Annotated in this window: 17 protein-coding genes; 9 read left to right on the top strand and 8 right to left on the bottom strand. The window is 63.7% G+C overall.

From position 1 onward, the window contains the following. Window positions 1-14: 14 nt before the first annotated feature. The gene (locus NLM32_RS27395; RefSeq protein WP_254131928.1) at window positions 15-254 is read right to left on the bottom strand and encodes a hypothetical protein; all 240 of its coding nucleotides are present in this window, start codon (window positions 252-254) and stop codon (window positions 15-17) included. Window positions 255-578: 324 nt separating this feature from the next. Between NLM32_RS27395 and NLM32_RS27390 the strand changes: the two genes are divergently transcribed. The 3 genes from NLM32_RS27390 to NLM32_RS27380 all read left to right on the top strand — a co-directional run bounded on the left by NLM32_RS27390 (window position 579) and on the right by NLM32_RS27380 (window position 3990). Continuing rightward, the gene (locus NLM32_RS27390) at window positions 579-1487 is read left to right on the top strand and encodes a dihydrodipicolinate synthase family protein (protein ID WP_254131927.1); all 909 of its coding nucleotides are present in this window, start codon (window positions 579-581) and stop codon (window positions 1485-1487) included. 145 nt (window positions 1488-1632) lie between these two features. Then, window positions 1633-2604 carry an SDR family oxidoreductase gene (locus NLM32_RS27385; protein ID WP_254131926.1) on the top strand — a complete coding sequence of 324 codons (972 nt, stop codon included), beginning with the start codon at window positions 1633-1635 and terminating at the stop codon, window positions 2602-2604. A gap of 270 nt (window positions 2605-2874) precedes the next feature. Then, window positions 2875-3990 carry a S9 family peptidase gene (locus NLM32_RS27380; protein ID WP_254131925.1) on the top strand — a complete coding sequence of 372 codons (1116 nt, stop codon included), beginning with the start codon at window positions 2875-2877 and terminating at the stop codon, window positions 3988-3990. 36 nt (window positions 3991-4026) lie between these two features. Here NLM32_RS27380 and NLM32_RS27375 read toward each other — a convergent pair whose 3' ends face one another. Next, window positions 4027-4533: a MarR family winged helix-turn-helix transcriptional regulator gene (locus NLM32_RS27375; protein ID WP_254131924.1), complete on the bottom strand. Its 507-nt coding sequence runs from the start codon at window positions 4531-4533 to the stop codon at window positions 4027-4029. A 408-nt stretch (window positions 4534-4941) separates the two neighbouring features. On the opposite strand from NLM32_RS27375, the gene NLM32_RS27370 reads away from it, so the two are divergent. Continuing rightward, window positions 4942-6486: a porin gene (locus NLM32_RS27370; RefSeq protein ID WP_254131923.1), complete on the top strand. Its 1545-nt coding sequence runs from the start codon at window positions 4942-4944 to the stop codon at window positions 6484-6486. A gap of 296 nt (window positions 6487-6782) precedes the next feature. Here NLM32_RS27370 and NLM32_RS27365 read toward each other — a convergent pair whose 3' ends face one another. The 3 genes from NLM32_RS27365 to NLM32_RS27355 form a co-directional block, all read right to left on the bottom strand. Beyond that, on the bottom strand, window positions 6783-7262 hold the full coding sequence (locus NLM32_RS27365; RefSeq protein ID WP_254131922.1) for a GcrA family cell cycle regulator: 480 nt from the start codon (window positions 7260-7262) through the stop codon (window positions 6783-6785). A gap of 72 nt (window positions 7263-7334) precedes the next feature. After that, window positions 7335-7532 carry a hypothetical protein gene (locus tag NLM32_RS27360; protein ID WP_007603456.1) on the bottom strand — a complete coding sequence of 66 codons (198 nt, stop codon included), beginning with the start codon at window positions 7530-7532 and terminating at the stop codon, window positions 7335-7337. Between the two features lie 201 nt (window positions 7533-7733). Continuing rightward, complete coding sequence (locus NLM32_RS27355; RefSeq protein ID WP_254131921.1) at window positions 7734-8675, bottom strand: acetamidase/formamidase family protein; 942 nt, start codon at window positions 8673-8675, stop codon at window positions 7734-7736. A 185-nt stretch (window positions 8676-8860) separates the two neighbouring features. Here NLM32_RS27355 and NLM32_RS27350 point away from each other — a divergent pair, with 185 nt between their 5' ends. Genes NLM32_RS27350 through NLM32_RS27335 form a run of 4 tightly spaced genes read left to right on the top strand, consistent with a single transcriptional unit; the run spans window position 8861 to window position 12868 of the window. Next, window positions 8861-9628: a YdcF family protein gene (locus tag NLM32_RS27350; RefSeq protein WP_254131920.1), complete on the top strand. Its 768-nt coding sequence runs from the start codon at window positions 8861-8863 to the stop codon at window positions 9626-9628. 56 nt (window positions 9629-9684) lie between these two features. Continuing rightward, window positions 9685-10467, top strand: coding sequence for a DUF169 domain-containing protein (locus NLM32_RS27345; RefSeq protein ID WP_254131919.1), 783 nt, complete (start codon window positions 9685-9687; stop codon window positions 10465-10467). An 11-nt stretch (window positions 10468-10478) separates the two neighbouring features. Next, window positions 10479-11657 (top strand): trans-acting enoyl reductase family protein, encoded by a 1179-nt coding sequence (locus NLM32_RS27340; protein ID WP_254131918.1) that lies wholly within the window; start codon window positions 10479-10481, stop codon window positions 11655-11657. A 29-nt stretch (window positions 11658-11686) separates the two neighbouring features. After that, complete coding sequence (locus NLM32_RS27335; RefSeq protein WP_254131917.1) at window positions 11687-12868, top strand: trans-acting enoyl reductase family protein; 1182 nt, start codon at window positions 11687-11689, stop codon at window positions 12866-12868. Window positions 12869-12983: 115 nt separating this feature from the next. On the opposite strand, the gene NLM32_RS27330 is transcribed toward NLM32_RS27335, so the two are convergent. After that, entirely contained in the window at window positions 12984-14180 is a 1197-nt protein-coding gene (locus tag NLM32_RS27330) for an FAD-dependent monooxygenase (RefSeq protein ID WP_254131916.1), read from the bottom strand. A 148-nt stretch (window positions 14181-14328) separates the two neighbouring features. Between NLM32_RS27330 and NLM32_RS27325 the strand changes: the two genes are divergently transcribed. Further along, window positions 14329-14799 (top strand): MarR family winged helix-turn-helix transcriptional regulator, encoded by a 471-nt coding sequence (locus tag NLM32_RS27325; RefSeq protein ID WP_254135433.1) that lies wholly within the window; start codon window positions 14329-14331, stop codon window positions 14797-14799. A 65-nt stretch (window positions 14800-14864) separates the two neighbouring features. On the opposite strand, the gene NLM32_RS27320 is transcribed toward NLM32_RS27325, so the two are convergent. Both NLM32_RS27320 and NLM32_RS27315 read right to left on the bottom strand, forming a co-directional pair. Beyond that, entirely contained in the window at window positions 14865-16127 is a 1263-nt protein-coding gene (locus tag NLM32_RS27320; RefSeq protein ID WP_254131915.1) for an O-antigen ligase, read from the bottom strand. 159 nt (window positions 16128-16286) lie between these two features. Continuing rightward, a complete protein-coding gene (locus tag NLM32_RS27315) occupies window positions 16287-17834 on the bottom strand; it encodes an undecaprenyl-phosphate glucose phosphotransferase (RefSeq protein WP_254131914.1) in 1548 nt (515 codons plus the stop codon). Window positions 17835-17875: the final 41 nt, after the last annotated feature.

Below are 17875 nucleotides of genomic sequence, written 5' to 3'. Positions count from 1 at the left end.
AGTTTTGCGGGGCCTTAGGCGTGGCCCTTGATCTCGTAGTGACCCGGCACGCATTTGTAGCGGTCGAGGCGCCAGTTGGTGTGATAGATCGGATGCTCGCCCATCCATTTTGCAAGCGGTGCCTGCGCACCGACCGCACACGCCATCATCGACATATCGGGCGTCATGTTGCTGTCGGTCACGATTTCCTCGACGCAGCTGCCTGAAGCAGCAGCGCCAAGCCGGCAGAGCACGGCAACGACGGTTATGAACATTCCAGTCACCTCATCGGTAGTTTCGACCACGAGGAGGATGCAAGCCGAGTGCCACAGCCTGTGTCGGAAACGACACGCCGGCTGTGCCTGCTCGCCCCAGCGTTCCTCATTTGACGATTCGGATTGTAAAAAAATTGCCCCTAAACCGAAGCCGGACAACTACGGGAACCCCCAACAAATACGCGCAGGAATGAGCGATTGTGGGGGCAGCGCCGCGTGATCCGCCCTTCACAAGGCCGGCGCAGCCGATAGGCTTCGACGCGTGCGGATACTCGTCAAAAGAGCGAGACCGCCGCAGGACCGAAGGAAACGCGAGGGCAGACCATGAAGGTACGACCGACCGGCGTGATTCCGCCGATGACGACGCCGTTCCGGAAAGACGGCGAGATCGACACCAAGCTCGTGGCGCCGCAGGTCGACTGGATGATTGGCGCCGGCGCGCACGGCGTCGCGGCCGGCGGCTCGACCGGCGAGGGCCACACGCTCGACCATGAGGAATATCGCGACCTGATGGCGGCGACGGTGGAGGCGGTGAAGGGACGCATTCCCGTCATCGCCGGCATCATCGTCGATTCCACGCGCGATGCGATCCGCCGCGGCAAGCTGGTGCGCGACATGAATGTCGCAGCCCTCCAGGTCACGCCGGTGCATTACCTGTTCAAGCCCGATGACGAGGCGATGGTGGCGCATTTTCGCGCCATGGCGGATGAAACCGGCATGCCCATCATCATCTACAACGTGGTGCCCTGGTCGTATCTGTCACCGGCATTGCTGACGCGGATCATGACCGAGGTGCCGCTGGTCGTCGGCGTCAAGCAGAGCGCGGGCGATCTGAAACTGTTCGCGGACCTCATGATGATGGCGCCGGACAAGCTGATCTACAGCGCGGTCGATGCGCTGATGTATCCGTCCTACACGTTGGGAGCGCACGGCTCGATCGCCGCGATCCTGACCGCGGCACCGCACGCCTCCGTCGCGTTGTGGGATGCGGTGAAGGCTGGCGATCACCCGCGTGCGCTCGACCTGCACAAGAAGCTGCTGACGCTGTGGAACGCCGTCATCGCCGACAATCTGCCGGCCTGTACGCGCTACGCGCAGACCCTCCAGGGCCTGCCCAAAACCTATCCGCGTGCGCCGATGCCGGAGGCCTCGCCGGCGCAGCAGGCCGCGACGCGCAAGGCGCTGGAGGCCCTCGGCGCGTTGAAGGGCGTGCGCGTCGAGGCGGCCGAATAGTCCGTAGCCCGAAATAACTGATGTCGAACAGCAGCGCCGATCCGCTTTTACCTGCGGATGCGGCGCTGCTACATTTTGCGCGCGTCGCACGCGCGGCGCGCCAACGACGAAGAAACATGCCGATAAGGGGAGGGGCCGAAGTCCCATGAAGGAATTTGCTGGAAAGATCGCCGTCATCACCGGTGGTGGCACGGGCATGGGGCGCGAGCTCGCCCGGCAGCTTGTTGCCGAAGGCTGCAACGTCGCCATGTGCGACGTCTCGGAAGCCGCGATGGCGGAGACCAAGCGGCTCTGCGAGGTCGAGAAGCTGCCGCAGGGCCTGCGCGTCACGACCCATGTCGCCGACGTGTCGATCGAGGATCATCTCAAGCGTTTTCGCGATGAGCTCGCCGAGCAGCAGAAGACGGACAAGATCCATCTTCTGTTCAACAACGCCGGTATCGGCGGCGGCGGCAGCCTGTTCACCAACACGCGCGAGCAGTGGGAGCGCACCTTCAACATCTGCTGGGGCGGCGTCTATCTCGGCGTCCGCACCTTCCTGCCGATGCTGGTCAAGGCCGACGAAGCCCACATCATCAACACCGCCAGCGTCAACGGCTTCTGGGCCTCGATCGGCATGGGCCAGGCGCACACCGCCTACAGCTCGGCGAAGTTCGCGGTGAAGGGATTCAGCGAAGCGCTGATCAACGACCTGCGCTTGCACGCCCCGCACGTCAAATGCTCGGTGGTGATGCCCGGCCATATCGGCACCTCCATCGTCTCCAACTCACGCAAGGTGCAGAGCGGCGACGGATCGGAGCGTCTCAATGCCGAGGAGGTGGAGCTGACGCGCAAGCGCATGGTTGCGGCGGGCGTGCCAGATGCTGACAAAAAATCGGACGAGGAGATCCAGGCGGCGTTCGCCGAACGCGCCCGCACCTTCCTCGAGGATGCCCCGACGACGGCGGCGCAGGCCGCCCGGATCATCCTCGACGGCGTGAAGGCGGAGCGCTGGCGCATCCTGGTCGGCGAGGATGCCCAGCGGCTCGACGAACGCGTGCGCGCGGCGCCCGAGCAGGCCTATGACCGCGCCTTCTACGAAAGTTTCACCCAGGAAGTCGGCTGGCGGCTCGGCTGATTCCATTTGGCTGAGACCGTCAACGAGCGCGCAAAAATGGGTATGATGATCATCATTGCAAGAGGTGCGCAGGCAATTTTACCCAAGTAATTTGCCTGCCCACGCGCGCGTTCGCCCTCTCATGACGATACGGCATGTCACGCATGCGACTTATCACGTGCGTTCAAGCGATGGTGATCTCGAACGGGTCTCATTCGGCGCGCGGCTGCTTGGTTAGTGAACTGAAATAGTTTACTGAATCAAGCTAGCGCCACATAAAGCGTAGCTCCGATGATACCCGCATGCCTCTCCGACGACTTCATCCTCTGCCCGGAGAGAGAGGATATCTCTGCTGAATTCACGCGGCTGCTGACGGCGGCTCAAGAGGGCGGCGCCACCATCGCTGAATGCCTCATGATCGCGCGGCAACTGAAGCGCGACGATGAGCAGTCCTGGCATCGCGAGTGGAAGAGGCTGGCCCAGGCCAACCGGCATCGTGCCGAGGCCGCCTTCGCGGAAGGCCATATGGCAACGGCGCAGCGCAACTGGCTGCGCGCGATGAACTACTACGGTGCGGCTGCGATGCCGCTCGATCCCGCCGACGAGCGCCGCTGGGTCGCGGTATTGGCGATGCAGGAATGCGCCCGCCGTTTCCTCACCGCGCGCGGGCCGGCCGGCGAGGTCGTGACGATCCCGTGGGTCGAAGGACATTCGTTGCAGGGGTACTTCCTGCCTGCGCCTGCGGGGAACGGGCGCGCGCCGACGGTGATCTGCATCGGCGAGCCCGGCCACCGCAAGGAAGAGTTCCTGTTCAAGCTCGCGCCCCATGCGCGCGAGCGTGGGCTGTCGATGCTCGCGCTGGACCTGCTCGGCGATCAGCGCGACGATTACGCCGACATGCTGATGCAGCGCCGGGATCTCGAAAGCTCGGTTGGCTGCGCGATGGATTATCTGGAGCAGCGCGACGACGTCGATTTCGATCGCGTTGCGATCGTGGCGGACGGGTGGGGCTCTTCGTTCGTGGCGCGCGCGGTGTTGCAGGAGCCGCGTCTTGCTGCAGCCGTCTGCGACGGCGGCCTGTGGGACCTGCACGAGCGGTCGTTCTTCGCAAGCCGTTTTGCCGTGAGCGACCTCGGCATCGTCCCGGTGCCGCATGCGCCGCTGATGGCCTCCGGCGCCGAATGTCCGGTGTTGATCACGCTCGGCGAGGACGGCTGGCTCAAGGCCGACCGGGCGCGCCAGATCGTGCAGAAATCCAAGCTCGGCAGCTCGGATATCGTGCTGAAAGTGTTCACCGCGGCAGAGACCGGCGCGGCCCAGGCTCATGCCGACAATCCGAGCCTTGCCAACGAATACATCTTCGATTGGCTCGAATCGCGACTTGGGGCCGTCGGCAAACGGATCTGAGCGCGGTCAGCTTCCTGGCTCACATCCGGATGCGCCTCAGAAGTCGAGGGAGATCCTGACGCAGGCCTTTTCCAGCCGGGTCTTCAGCGTCGCCAGCTTGGCGGTGAATTCGGTCAACTCGTTCTCATCGAACTCCTGGAAGACGAATTCGCGAATCGTCTTGTACTGCTCGTTGAGGCTCGCGATGTGCTTCTGCGTCTTTTCCACCAGCGACAGCCGCACCACGCGGGCGTCGGTCGGTGAGGGGCGGCGGCGCAGCAGGCCCTTCTTCTCCAGCAGCTTGGACTGGGTGGTGACGAAGGACGGGTCGACGTGAAGCAGCTTGGAGACCACGTTGACGGGGACGCCGTCGTCCTTGTCGAGGTCGGAAATCGCCATCAGGATCAGCCATTGCGGGCCACTGATGCCCAGCGTCCTCGCCCAGAACTGACGCAGCTCCTCCAGATACATGTTGATCGACGATATCTCCCAGGTGAATCGCCTGATGAGATCCAGATTGCCGATGGAGCGGAGGCGCGCTCCTTCTTTCCTCGTCGCTGACACAGCGTCACTCCCGCAAGCTGGTTTCTTTCTGGCCGGTGTTCGCGGCGGCGATAGTCCACGCAAGTCTGCCCTGACGCAAGTGCAGAGCAGGGTAATTGTGTCACGGAAATTACAAATATGATCCGGTCAGCATTTTGGCTCAGGTCCGGTGTTGCGCTACGGACACAGAGTTAGTGAAACAACAAAGCTGAGCTAATAAACTATTTTGATTAAGGGAACGGCGCAGGCATATTGATCCGTGACGGTGGGGGGTTCTCGATCGTCCCGTTGCAGGTGGTTCGCTCACGTCCCTCGCGTCGAATGCGGGTGTGTCCGAAAGCGCTAAGCGGCCGAGCGGATTTGAAGAGACGGGGATCTGGGGGGCCTCACGGTCCGGTCTCCGCTAAATGAGCAACTTGGAGGTTTTATATGAAAGTGGTGAAGAGCCTTTTGCTCGGCACTGCGGCGGGTCTGATCGCCGTCGGTGGAGCTCAGGCGGCTGATCTTCCGGTTAAGGCCAAGGCGGTCGAATACGTGAAGATCTGCTCGCTGTACGGTGCGGGTTTCTACTACATCCCGGGCACCGACACCTGCATCAAGCTGGGTGGTTACCTGCGCGCTGACGCAATTCTTGGCGGCGCCGGCGACTATGGTTTCAATAACAGCACGAGCTCCGTGAACGGTGGGTCAAACAACCGCGTCACCAACTACTACTACAGCCGCGCCCGTTTCGACCTGAACGTCGACACCCGCACGGCGACCGAGTACGGCGTTGTTCGCACCTACGCCGACATGGTTTTCACCTATGATACGTCCAACGTCACCGGCAGCAGCCCGTCGACGATCTCGTCCAGCACGCCTGCGCTCGGTCTCTACCATGCGTTCATCCAGTTCGCTGGGTTCACCATGGGCCGCACGGTCTCGATCTTCGACGCCCCGTGGCAGAGCTATCCGGCTGGCGGTCCCGATTCCATTCCGGGCGGCTCCAACCACGTCAACGGCGTGAACCAGTTCGCTTATACGGCTGACTTCGGCCAGGGCATCACCGGTTCGCTGGCGTTGGAAGAAGAAACGACGGCGTCGAACGGCCAGTCGAACCTGTGGAACGTCACCGGTTTCACGGCCTCCAGCGCTGTTAACGGCGCGGGTGCCATCGTCACCACCTCTGCTGCTGCAAACGCTGCCGCTGCTCTGATCCAGGGCAACTATGGCGTCCAGGCCTGGGGTGGTACGCGCACGCCGGATATCATTGGTCAGGTTCGTGTCGACCAGGCTTGGGGTCTTGCCCAGCTGTCGGTTGCTGCGAAGGATCTGCATCCCGGCTACTACGGCACCACGGAATCCAGCGGTCATCCGTCGGACAAGTGGGGCTGGGCTGTCCAGGGTTCGTTGTCGATCAAGAACATCCCGACTGGTGCTGGCGACGTTATCAACTTGCAGGCCGTCTACACCGACGGTGCAACGCGCTACAACTTCCAGAGCCTGTTCCCGCAGAGCTTCTTCATGTTCAGCGGTAGCAGCGCGGCGTACCAGAGCATCGGCTTTGCCGGTCTTGCTGACGGCGTGTTCGGCGCTGGCGGCAGCATCGATACCGTCAAGACCTGGGGCGTCCGTGGTGGCTATACCCACAACTGGAGCCCGAACTGGTCGAGCGCCGTCTACGGCGGTTATGCCCAGCTGAAGTACGGTACCACGGGCAAGGCCCTGATCTGCGCCAACTTCGCTTCGATCGCAGGGGCCGGTGCGACCTGTAACCCGGACTTCAACTTTGGCGTCGTCGGCGTCAACACCGTCTGGACCCCGGTCAAGAACCTGGCGTTCACGGCCGACCTGAGCTGGTCGCGTCTGGACCAGAAGTACTCCGGCACGATCACTGCCCCGGCCATTTCGACTGCCGCCAAGCCGGGCGCCGTGTACGAGCTGAAGGACCAGAACTCGGTGACCATGATGCTGCGCGCTCAGCGCAACTTCTAAGATCGGTCGCGTCAATCGATCAGAGAGCCCCGGCGGGAAACCGCCGGGGCTTTTTTCTGCCGTGATGGCGGTTTCGAAAAACCGAACTCTCCTGCACGCGCGGCGAAGACGAGCTATGCGTATCGATCGCTACCAAACTTATTTACTTACCTGAGCTGCTCAGCTATATAGCTGTCAGCCGGTTTCAAAAGATCACGGCTCTTAGCTTCACGCTAAGCCTCCAGAGACCTCCGGTAGTGCCCTGCCGGAGGTTTTTCGTTGTGGGGCCGGGTTATGGGTCCAAGGGATGGCGCGTGTCAGCCGCGCATGACACGCGCACGCGAGTTCGGCCGGTAGGCGAGGCGGCTGTGGCCGGCGCAATAGGGCTGTCCGTCGTGGGCGGCGTTGCCGCAGAAGCAGAAATCCTCTGCACCGGGCGTCGAGATCGGCCAGCGGCAGCGGTTTTCGCCGAGCTCCATCAGCGAGCAACGATTGGCGTCATCAATTGGACCTGCCACCACAGGCGCATCGGTCTCGCCGTAGATCGTTGCGAGCATTGCGTATTGCAGCCGCGGCACAGTTCGCGTCGCGCGCGCCGGCGGTGCGAGGCTGCGCTCGAGCCTGCGGTCTTCGACCGCGCGGCTGCGCGTCAGATTGAGCCGCGACAGCTTGCCAATCACCGCGTTGCGGCTGACGCCGATGTCGGCGGCGATCTCGCGGCAGGAGAGGCCGGCTTCGAAATGCAGCTTCAGAAGTTCAATTCGTTCGTTGGTCCAGGTTGGTGAGAGAACAGGCATTGTAACGGTCCCAGGTTGCAGATGTCGGCCATCCGCTTCGCGAGATCCGTCCGCTTCACGTACCTGGCGTGCTCACGTCCTGCCATTGTCGCGAATCGACAAAAGCCCGTCCTTGATGGCGAGACGGATGCCTTCCTCGATCAAGGTACGTGCGACGCCGGGAACGCTGGTGCCGTGGGTGCCCTGTCTCACCAACTTCTCCAGGTAGGTGATGGTCGAGAGCGCCAAGGTTACGGGAATGCGGTCAGTCTCGGCTTTTTCGGTGGCCATGGCCCGAACGCTAGCCTCTTACTCGGGTACATAAAAGTAACGATTAAGACTCTATTTAGGTTCGAGGGCAGAAGTCAAATGCCGGCTGAGGTCATCGCCTAATCCGTTGGAATCGTGAAGGAAATCAGGCGTGACTCAGCGCGCCGCCCGGAGTGTCCGGGCGGTGGGGAAGCGTGGAACGGTCAGGAGGTGCCGGCGCGATCAGCCGTGCACGATCGCCTTTTCGATCATGCAATGGATGCCCTTGGAGCCGTTGACGGTCTGGGTCACCCGCAGATCGGCCGCGAGACTGCACAGTGTATAGGCGTCCTCGCGCGACAGGTTTCGCGTCTCGCCAAGCAGCACGATCATGTCGCGCAGTGCTCGCACCGCGCATTGGTCGAGGTCGGGGTCCATCGCCATGGTCATGTAGTGGGTCGGCGTTTCCGCGCGCGGATATTCGAATCTCAAATCCTTGCGCAGCGTCAGCCGGAAGCGGCCCTGCAATGCCGTCTCGATCGCGGTGACGCAGACCTCGCCGTCGCCCTGAACGCCGTGACCGTCGCCGCAGGAGAACATCGCGCCCGGGACAAACACTGGCAGATACAATGTCGCGCCGGCGCCGAGCTCCTTGTTGTCGAGATTGCCGCCCATGGCGCGCGGAACGAGCGAGGAGATTCGGCCCCAGGCCGGCGGCGGCGAAACGCCCATCACGCCGAAGAACGGCTTGAGCGGCAAATCGAGGCCCCACGGCATCCGGCCGACCATCCGCGACCGGTCCAGGGGAATGTTGAGGATCCGCGTCTCGTGGAAATCGTCGGGCAGGGTGCCGGACAGCGGCTTGATCATGTTCCAGCCCCAGTCCTGGCGAAGCTGGACGTCGAGGATCTCGACTGCGAGCACATCGCCGGGCTCGGCCCCTTCGACCGCGATCGGGCCCGTCAGGATGTGGCCGGGGAGCATGCGCTCGTTCTTGGCATGAACCTCGAACATCTCCGGCGGAATGTGAAACTTGCTGCGGTCGGGCAGCATGTCCGGGCCGCCGCTGATGGTGTCGACGGTCACCTCATCGCCACTGGCGACGGTGAGCACGGGCTTGAGCGCGGCTTCAAAGAAGCCCCAATGGCAGGTTTCGGGACTTGAATGCAGGTGATGATGGGTCATTTGCCGCGTCCAATCGGTTTCATCAGAACTTGTCATGGGATCTGTTATGCCCGGGCTTGACCCGGCAATCGATCCACTCCCAAGAAGATTTCTGAAGATGGGCGGGCGGGTCAAGCCCGGGCACCACGATCATTTCAGCGAGGCTTCCCCTGTACTTCTTTCTTTCCAAGACGTTTGGCGCCGCAGTGGTGCCGATCAATTTTCTGGTCGAGCTCGGGATCATCTCGGTCGTGCTGATGGCAACGCGCTTTGCCGGGCTCGGCCGGAAACTGGCCGCGACCACGCTGATCCTGCTCGCGCTCGCCGCGTTTTCGCCGCTCAACAATCTGCTGCTCTATCCACTGGAGGCACGCTTTCCCGCGTGGGATCCATCGCGCGGCGCGCCTGACGGCATCATCGTGCTGGGCGGCTCGGTTGATACCGACCTGTCGGCCGCACATCACACGCCGGTGGTCTTGCACGCGGCCGATCGTTTTTTCGCGCCGGCCGAGCTTGCACGTCGCTATCCGAATGCGCGCGTCGTCTTCACCGGCGGCACGTCGAACCTGATCTCGACCGACGCCAAGGAGGCCGACTATTCCGCGCCGATCCTGGAAAACCTCGGCATATCCAAGGAGCGCCTGATCCTTGAGCGCGATTCCCGCAACACCTGGGAGAATGCGATCTTCACGAAGAAGCTGGTTGCGCCAAAACCGGGCGAGCGGTGGCTCCTGGTCACGTCTGCCTTCCACATGCCGCGCTCGATGGGAATCTTCCGCAAGGCGGGCTTCGACGTCGAGGCCTATCCCGTAGACTGGCGGACCGGCGGGCCTGATGATGTTCTCTCCTTCACGAACAATGGCGCAGACGGGCTCGAAAGGACCAACGTGGCTGTGCGCGAATGGATCGGCCTCGTGGCCTACCGCCTGATGGGCAGGACCAGCGAGTTGCTTCCCGGGCCGGCCAAGGACTAGAACTGGCCCGAGAGGCCAAACAATAGGCGTCGGTAACGACGCGCCGGGAGGACGCCATGCAGCAGCCAGCCGCTGATAAGATCGATCTTGCCGGCCTCGTGGCCGATCTCAACAGCCTGTTGCGGCTGAAGACCACGGTGATCGGCATGAAGCTGTTCGCCCACGCCGCGGACATGGAGGCGATCCCGAAGATCCGGCGGCCGAATGCAGTCCACACCACCGACCAGATCGTCAGCATGGCCTCGCGCCTGGGGTGGACCGTCGGTATTACCGGCGATGATCTCGTCGGCGCGCAGTGCCGCGCGGTGATTGGGCTCGCGCCGCAGGACGAGAAATGGCTCGCCGGCGAAAATTATGTCGGCGTCTGGCACGGCACTGCCGAAGACGCGCGCAAGCGCCAGGAGGCGCTGGACGTGGTTCCGTTCGGGCAATATCAGGCACTCGCGGTCAGCCCGCTGGCGAGCGGGCGGCTTGATCCGCCCGACATCTGCCTCGTTTATGCGACGCCCGGGCAGATGATCATCCTGATCAACGGGCTGCAATATACCGGCTACAAGAAGTTCGAATGGGGCGTGGTCGGCGAGACCGCGTGCGCGGATTCCTGGGGGCGGGCGCTCAAAAGTGGCGAGCCCAGCCTGTCCTTGCCATGCTATGCCGAACGGCGCTATGGCGGCGTGCCGGACGAGGAGATGCTGATGGCCTTGAGGCCTGCGGATCTCGCCAAGGCGATCGAGGGCATGAAGGCGCTGGCCAAGAACGGCCTGCGCTATCCGATCCCGCCCTATGGTATTCAAAGCGACGTCCGTGCCGGCATGGGCGTGAGTTACGCGAAGAAGTAAAAAGGCCAGTCATGAGCTCTGCGAAATTCGACATCGTCGTCTACGGCGCGACCGGTTTCACCGGTCAGCTCGTCGCCGAATATCTGGCGGCGCATTACAAGAACGACAAGCAGCTCAAATGGGCGATGGCGGGTCGCAGCCTCGACAAGCTGAAATCCGTGCGCGACGCGATCGGCGCATCCGCGGACACACCGCTGATCGTCGCCGATGCCTCCGATGCGGCCTCGCTGAAAGCGATGGCGGAGCGGACGATGTCGGTGATCACGACGGTCGGCCCGTACCAGCTCTACGGCGAGGAGCTGCTGGCGGCCTGCGTCGCCACCGGCACTGATTATTTCGATCTCTGTGGCGAGCCGATCTGGATGCGGCAGATGATCGACAAGTACGAGGCGGCTGCAAAGGAAAGCGGCGCGCGCATCGTGTTCTCCTGCGGCTTCGATTCCGTGCCGTTCGAGCTCGGTACGTTCTTCGTGCAGGAAGAGGCCAGGCGCGTGTTCGGCGCACCCGCCGCGCGCGTGAAGGGCCGTGTGCGCGACATGCGCGGCACGCTCTCGGGCGGCACCGCGGCAAGCGCGAAGGCAACCTTCGACGCCGTCGCCAAGGACATGAGCCTCGTCGCGATCCTGAGCGATCCGTTCGCGCTCACGCCGGGCTTCACCGGCCCGAAGCAGCCGAAGGGCAACAGGCCGCTGCTCGAGGAGGATCTGCAATCCTGGGCCGCGCCGTTCATGATGGCGCTGATCAACACCCGCAATGTCCATCGCTCCAACCTGCTGATGGACTTCCCCTACGGTCAGGACTTCGTCTACGACGAGATGGTTTTGACCGGCCCCGGCGAGAAGGGCGAGGCCAACGCCAAGCGCGTGATGGCGGCCAACGCCGAGAAGACCGGCCCGAGCGCGCCGAAGCCGGGTGAGGGCCCCTCGAAGGAGGAGCGCGAGAACGGGCTCTTCAATCTGCTCTATGTCGCGATCGCGCCCGACGGCCGTGCGGTCCGCGCCGGTGTCACCGGCGACCGCGATCCCGGCTACGGTTCGACCTCGAAGATGATCTCCGAATGCGCGATCTGCATGCTGCGCGACGTCACCGACGTCGCCGCCGGCTTCTGGACGCCGGGCGCAGCGATGCAGCACAAGCTGATCAAGCGGCTTCAAGACAATGCGGGGCTGACGTTCGCCGTGGAAGCATGAGGCCTGCGACGCCTGAGTGAGCGTGATCCATGTCGGCGACGTTCGATATCGTCCTCTATGGCGCAACGGGCTACACCGGCCAGCTCGTGGCCGAGTACCTCGCCTCGCACTATGTCGGTCAGGGGGCGCCGACATGGGCGATGGCCGGGCGCGGCAGAGACAAGCTCGCATCTGTTCGCGACGCGATCGGCGCACCCAGGGACACGCCGCTCATTGTGGCCGACGCCGCCGATCCTGCATCGTTACGCGCGATGGTCGATCAGGCGAAACTGATCGTCACCACCGTCGGTCCGTACCAGCTTTACGGGTCCGATCTGCTTGCCGCCTGCGTCGCATCTGGCACCGACTACATCGATCTCTGCGGCGAGCCGATCTGGCTGAAGCAGATGATCGACAGGCATGAGGCGGCCGCCAAGGCGAGCGGCGCGCGCATCATATTCTCTTGCGGCTTCGATTCCATTCCGTTCGAGCTGGGTGCGTTCTTTGTTCAGGAGGAAGCCAGGCGCGTGTTCGGATCGCCGGCGCCCCGCGTCAAGGGGCGGGTCCGCGATCTCAGCTGGAAGTTCTCCGGCGGCACCTCGGCGAGCGCACGGGTCACCTTCGCAGCAGTGGCGCAGGATCTCAGCTTGGTGTCGATCCTCAAGAACCCCTTCGCCTTCACGCCCGGCTTCGAGGGGCCCAAGCAACCACGCGGCAACAAGCCTGTTTTCGAGGAAGACCTGCAGTCCTGGTCCGCTCCGTTCGCGATGGCGACGCTCAATACGCGCAACGTCCATCGCTCCAACATGCTGATGGGATTTCCGTATGGCAGGGACTTTGTCTACGACGAGATGGTGCTGACGGGACCGGGGGATGAAGGCCAGGCCAACGCCAGGCTCGTGATGGCCGCCAACAGCGAAAAGACCGGCCCCGAGGCGCTCAAGCCGGGCGAAGGACCGTCGAAGGAGGAGCGGGAGAACGGTCACTACGACCTGCTCTACGTCGCGATCGCACCCGATGGCCGTCAGGTTCGCGCGGCCGTGAAGGGCGATCTCGATCCCGGCTATGCGTCAACGGCGAAGATGATTTCCGAATGCGCGATCTGCCTGCTGCGCGACGCGCAGGACGTGCCGGCCGGACTCTGGACGCCGGGCGCAGCGATGCAGGGCAAGCTGATCAAGCGGTTGGTCGATCACGCCGGGCTGAGGTTTGAGGTCGAAGCCCAGGCATAGCTTCCGTAGGGTGGGCAAAGCGAAGCGTGCCCACCATTGTCGCGATTCGAGAGAGATGGTGGGCACGACGCGCGAAGAACGCGCCTTTGCCCATCCTACGGCACTGCTCGTGTCGCTACGCCGCCCGCGCGTCATACGCGTACATGAAATCCATGCTCTTCGAGCCCAGCGGCAACAGCCATTTCATCATCTGATTGCGGACCCAGGCACCGGTGGCGCTGAATTCGCGCTTGTTGTTGCCGTTGCGGCGGGCGATGGCGACGATCTTCTCGGCGCGGGGGCGCCGTTCGGCCTCGAAGGCCTGGAAGGTGGCGGTCAGCTCCTGGCCCTCCTGCATCAGGCGGGCGAGCCGCATCGCATCCTCCAGCGCAAGCGAGGCGCCCTGGCCGGCATGGGGGCTGGTTGCATGCGCGGCATCGCCGATCAGCAGCGAGCGCTTGCGTGACCAGGTCGGCAAGGTCGCGACGTCGAGCGTGTCGGTGATTACGATGTTCTCGGCCGCCTCGATGATATCAGGGATCGGATCATGCCAGCCGTGATGGAAGCCGCGCAGATGCTGCTTCAGCGTCTGCTGGTCGAGCGCGCGGAACATCGCGGCATCCATGCCGTGTGCCGGCTGCGTGCTCCACCACATCACGCCGTCCTTCGGGTCGGGGCTGCAATAGCCATAGCCGAAGAAGCCGCTCTGCCCGAACGTCGTTTCGACATGCCGGCCGATCGTTCGGCCGTCGAGGATCGCGTGGGGCACGAAACCGCCGAACCCGAGCAGGCCCGTGTTGAAGGGCGTTGGCCCGTCGGGCACCACCTGGCGTCGCGTGATCGAGTGCACGCCGTCGGCGCCGATCAGGAAATCGCCCTCGGCGGTGGTGCCGTCGGCGAAATAGGCGATGATCGGCTGGTCGCCGCGATCCTCGATCTTGATCAGGCGCTTGTCGAAATAGAGCGAGACGCAGGCGCACCAGGCCTTGTCGATCAGCATCTCGTTCAGCGTGGAGCGGCAGACATTGACCGCGGGCTGGCCGAAGCGGCGCGCCATGTCGCGGTTGATCGAGCCGAGCCTGTCGCCCCCTTGCGAATAGAAGTCGAAGGACTCCGCGACCGAGCCACGGCTGATCAGCTCTCCCGCAAGCCCGATCTCGTCCATCACCTGCATGCCGTTCGGCGCGATCTGGAGGCCGCCGCCGATGCCTTTGGAGTAGGGCCAGGCTTCGTAGATCGCGGATTCGATGCCGGCACGGCGCAGCAGGATCGCGGCAACGGGCCCGGCGATGCCGGCGCCGATGATCAGGGCTTTGCGGGGACGATGAGGCATTGGCTTGCTCCCGACGTTTCCGTGGTGCTAGGAGAAATTACGGTCACTAAATCTCTTAGTGACTAAGATATATATCGACTAAGATATGAGGTGAGCCTTGTCAAGGGCGAAGGCGCGCGCGGCGCTGCTGGGAGAATTGGAAGAGGCGATGCGGCGGTCGTCGGCGCAGGGCGTGCTCTATGGGCAAGCCGTTGCGAACGTGGCCGGAATTGCCAACTCCGACCTCGAATGCATGGACATCCTCTACCTCGAGGGGCGCGTGACCGCGGGCCGGCTCGCCGAGGTGACGGGGCTCACGACCGGCGCCATCACCGGCGTGGTCGATCGGCTCGAGAAAGCCGGCCTCGTGCGCCGCGAGCGGGACGAGGCCGATCGGCGCAAGGTCTTCATCGCCGTCGTGCCGGAGACGGCCATGAAAATCGGCGAGCTTTATGTGCCGATGCAGCAGGCGATGGAGAAGGTCTGGAACGCCTATTCCGACGAGGAACTGCGCCTACTGCTGCGTTTTGCCAATGAGGGTTACAAAGGCGTGCTCGCGGCGACCGCTGCGCTGAAGGGCCTGCTCGATACGCCGCCGGAGAAGCGGCCCGCGCTCAAGCTGAAGAAGCATCCTCGCTAAAGCATTTTCGAGCGAAGTGGATACCGGTTCGCGTCAAGAAAACGCGTCAGAATGGAATCAGGACATTACCGTTCCGATTCCATCGGAACGGTCATGTCCCTGATCTTGTAGGCCTGTGCGGCCGCGATCATGCCCCACATCGCGCCCAGCATCATCCAGAAGTGCCGCCAGTGGTCGGTGTCGATCACGAAACTTTCGCCGACGGTGCCGACGAAGGCCGAGAACACCGCCAGATAAGCGCGCTGCCAGGGCACGCGGACGAAGATGTGGCGGAAGCCCGTGATGACGGTGGTGAAGACCAGCGCGGGATAGCACACGCCGGAGAGCCAGCCGCCGGACATGAAGGCGTTCAGATAGGAATTGTGGGTGTCTTCGGGGAAGAAGCGGTGGAATTGCAAAGGACCGATGCCGAACGGCAGGTCGAGCGCCATCTCCGCGCCGAGAATGTGCCGGCCGAACCGGCCGAAGCGGCCTTCGTCGTAGCTCTGGTCGAAGCTCGCGCGCTGCTTGAACATCTCGGCGACGGAATCGAACGACAGCAGCACCGCGATCAGGGCGAGGCCCAGCACCACCGCAACGATGGCCATGATGATGATGCGCGAGCGCTGTGCGTTGGTGCGGCTGGTCAGCACCATCAGCGCCAGCATGAAGGCCGAGGTCAGGACCAGCCCGCCCCAGGCGGCGCGGGAGAAGGCGAGCAGGATCGCCAGCGACATGATGCCGAAGGCGACGACGTTGCGGAGCGCCTTGGCGAACTTGTCGGAGACCACGCTCTGGAGCGCGAACAGCGCCGGCAGGATCAGGAAGGCGCCAAGCACGTTCGGGTCCTTGAAGGTGCCGCGTGCGCGCTCGTAGAGCGTCAGGAGATCGTGGCCGCCGGGAACGAGGTTGAAATAGCCGGCGATCGCCGAAAGCGAGGCGATCATCGCGCCAACCACGAGGCCGCGGCGCAGCATGTCCAGCCGCGCTGACGTGTCCTCGGAGGTCACCATGGCGAAGAACACCACGGTCACCGCCATGTACCAGGAGGTCGCGATCCAGCTTGCGACCTCGGACTGGTCGAGCAGCGGAATCGCACTGATGGTGTAGCCGACATTGAGCAGGACCAGGGCCAGCACCAGCGGCATCAGCACGAGCTTGAGCCGCAGGCCGGTGGCGAAGAAGGCGACGGTGGCGAGCAGCGTCGCGATCTCGTAGGGGCTCGGCTCGATGAAGACGATCGCGCCGGACGCGCCGACCAGCCATACCAGCGCGCGCTGCAGCGCCAGCACGCCGGGCGCGGCCGGTGCGGCCAATTTCATTCCACCGGCTGTCACCGCATAGGCCATTATACGCTCACGCTACTCGCACACACAACTTCCGCCGTCATGCCCCGCGAAGGCGGGGCATCCAGTACTCCGCGCTGTCAGTGGCGACGTTCGCCGCCGGCGTTTGCTGGATCGCCCGGTCAAGCCGGGCGACGACAGCGCGTTCTCGAAACCACCAACTCAATACGCGTTCTCGTTCTTGGTCAGCAGCGAGAGCGGCGTCTTCAGGAGAATGGCGAGGTCGAACAGCACCGACCAGTTCTCGATGTAATAGAGGTCGAATTCGACGCGCTTCTGGATCTTTTCTTCGTTGTCGATCTCGCCGCGCCAGCCGTTGATCTGGGCCCAGCCGGTGATGCCGGGCTTGACGCGGTGGCGGGCGAAATAGCCGTCGACGGCTTCGTCGAACAGGCGGCTCTGGAGCTTGCCCTGCACCGCATGCGGGCGCGGGCCGACGAGCGAGAGATTGCCGGAGAACACCACGTTGAACAGCTGCGGCAGTTCGTCGAGGCTGGTCTTGCGGATGAAGCGGCCGACGCGGGTGACGCGCGGATCGTTCTTGGTCACGACCTTTGAAGCCGTCGGGTCGGCCTGGTGATGATACATCGAGCGGAATTTGTAGACGTCGATGCGCTCGTTGTTGAAGCCGAACCGCTTCTGGCGAAACAGGACGGGGCCGGGGCTGTCGAGCCTTACGGCCAATGCCACCAGCGCCATCACCGGGAGCGCCACGAGCAGCGCGACGCTGCCCACGACGCGGTCGAACAGCCATTTCATCACCAGATCCCAGTCGGTGATCGGCGCCTCGAACACGTCGAGTGTCGGCACCTCGCCGAGATAGGAATAGGAGCGGGGGCGGAAGCGCAGCTTGTTGGTGTGCGCGGAGAGGCGGATGTCCACCGGCAGCACCCAGAGCTTCTTCAACATCTCCAGGATGCGCGTCTCCGCCGAGATCGGCAGTGCGAACAGCACCAGATCGACCCGGGTACGGCGGGCGAATTCGACGATGTCGTCGACCTTGCCGAGCTTGCGCGCGCCGGCGCAGGTGTCGAGCGCACGGCTGTCGTTGCGGTCGTCGAACACGCCGAGCACGTGGATGTCGGAATCTTCCTGTGCCTTCAGCGCCTCGACGAGCTGCTCGCCATTGCTGTCGGAGCCGACGATGATGGTGCGGCGGTCGAGCCGGCCCTCGCGCGCCCAGGCACGCACCAGCGAGCGCAGCACCAGCCGTTCGGCGATGAGCGCGGCGAGCCCGAGAAAGTAGAAGGCGGCGAGCCAGAGCCGCGACATCTCGCTGCCGAACTTGGCGAAGAAGGAAATGCCGATGAACACCAGGAAGACGAACGACCAGGACGAGATCATCCGCGTCATCTGCCGAAGCTGTCCGCGGAACAGTTGGACCTGATAGATGTCGGCGGCCTGGAAGCAGACCACGGCGGCGACCGCGATGGCAACGATCTCTGCGGGATAGACCCAGCTGAAGCCGACGACCGGCATGACGTAGCCGACATACACGGCGATGCCGACCACGCTCAGCAGCACGAAATCGATCGCGCGCGCAAAGCCGGCGATCACGATCGGTGAATAGGCGCGTGCAACCTTCTGGTTCACGACGTCGAGTGCGGCCGGCGTCAGGCGGCGGCGGCGTTCGATAAAGGGCTGGTCAGCCGGCTTCGCCGCGGCGCTGGCCGCGGCATCGAGCATCGAGCGTGCGTTGAGCGGTTCCACGGGCGTCCACGTCCATTCCAAAGACCCGTGGACGCGACTTT

The sequence above is a fragment of the Bradyrhizobium sp. CCGUVB14 genome (genome assembly GCF_024199935.1).
In the GTDB taxonomy this organism is placed as follows: Bacteria; Pseudomonadota; Alphaproteobacteria; order Rhizobiales; family Xanthobacteraceae; genus Bradyrhizobium.
This window is presented reverse-complemented; position numbering and strand designations above follow the sequence as displayed.

Bases quoted from the DNA above. Each gene is read 5' to 3' on its own strand.
- NLM32_RS27325 (WP_254135433.1), top strand. From the start codon at position 14,329: ATGCGGCGGTCGTCGGCGCAGGGCGTGCTCTATGGGCAAGCCGTTGCG.
- NLM32_RS27385 (WP_254131926.1), top strand. From the start codon at position 1,633: ATGAAGGAATTTGCTGGAAAGATCGCCGTCATCACCGGTGGTGGCACG.
- NLM32_RS27320 (WP_254131915.1), bottom strand. From the start codon at position 16,127: ATGGCCTATGCGGTGACAGCCGGTGGAATGAAATTGGCCGCACCGGCC.
- NLM32_RS27340 (WP_254131918.1), top strand. From the start codon at position 10,479: ATGAGCTCTGCGAAATTCGACATCGTCGTCTACGGCGCGACCGGTTTC.
- NLM32_RS27395 (WP_254131928.1), bottom strand. From the start codon at position 254: ATGTTCATAACCGTCGTTGCCGTGCTCTGCCGGCTTGGCGCTGCTGCT.
- NLM32_RS27380 (WP_254131925.1), top strand. From the start codon at position 2,875: ATGATACCCGCATGCCTCTCCGACGACTTCATCCTCTGCCCGGAGAGA.
- NLM32_RS27370 (WP_254131923.1), top strand. From the start codon at position 4,942: ATGAAAGTGGTGAAGAGCCTTTTGCTCGGCACTGCGGCGGGTCTGATC.
- NLM32_RS27360 (WP_007603456.1), bottom strand. From the start codon at position 7,532: ATGGCCACCGAAAAAGCCGAGACTGACCGCATTCCCGTAACCTTGGCG.
- NLM32_RS27365 (WP_254131922.1), bottom strand. From the start codon at position 7,262: ATGCCTGTTCTCTCACCAACCTGGACCAACGAACGAATTGAACTTCTG.
- NLM32_RS27390 (WP_254131927.1), top strand. From the start codon at position 579: ATGAAGGTACGACCGACCGGCGTGATTCCGCCGATGACGACGCCGTTC.
- NLM32_RS27345 (WP_254131919.1), top strand. From the start codon at position 9,685: ATGCAGCAGCCAGCCGCTGATAAGATCGATCTTGCCGGCCTCGTGGCC.
- NLM32_RS27355 (WP_254131921.1), bottom strand. From the start codon at position 8,675: ATGACCCATCATCACCTGCATTCAAGTCCCGAAACCTGCCATTGGGGC.
- NLM32_RS27330 (WP_254131916.1), bottom strand. From the start codon at position 14,180: ATGCCTCATCGTCCCCGCAAAGCCCTGATCATCGGCGCCGGCATCGCC.
- NLM32_RS27335 (WP_254131917.1), top strand. From the start codon at position 11,687: ATGTCGGCGACGTTCGATATCGTCCTCTATGGCGCAACGGGCTACACC.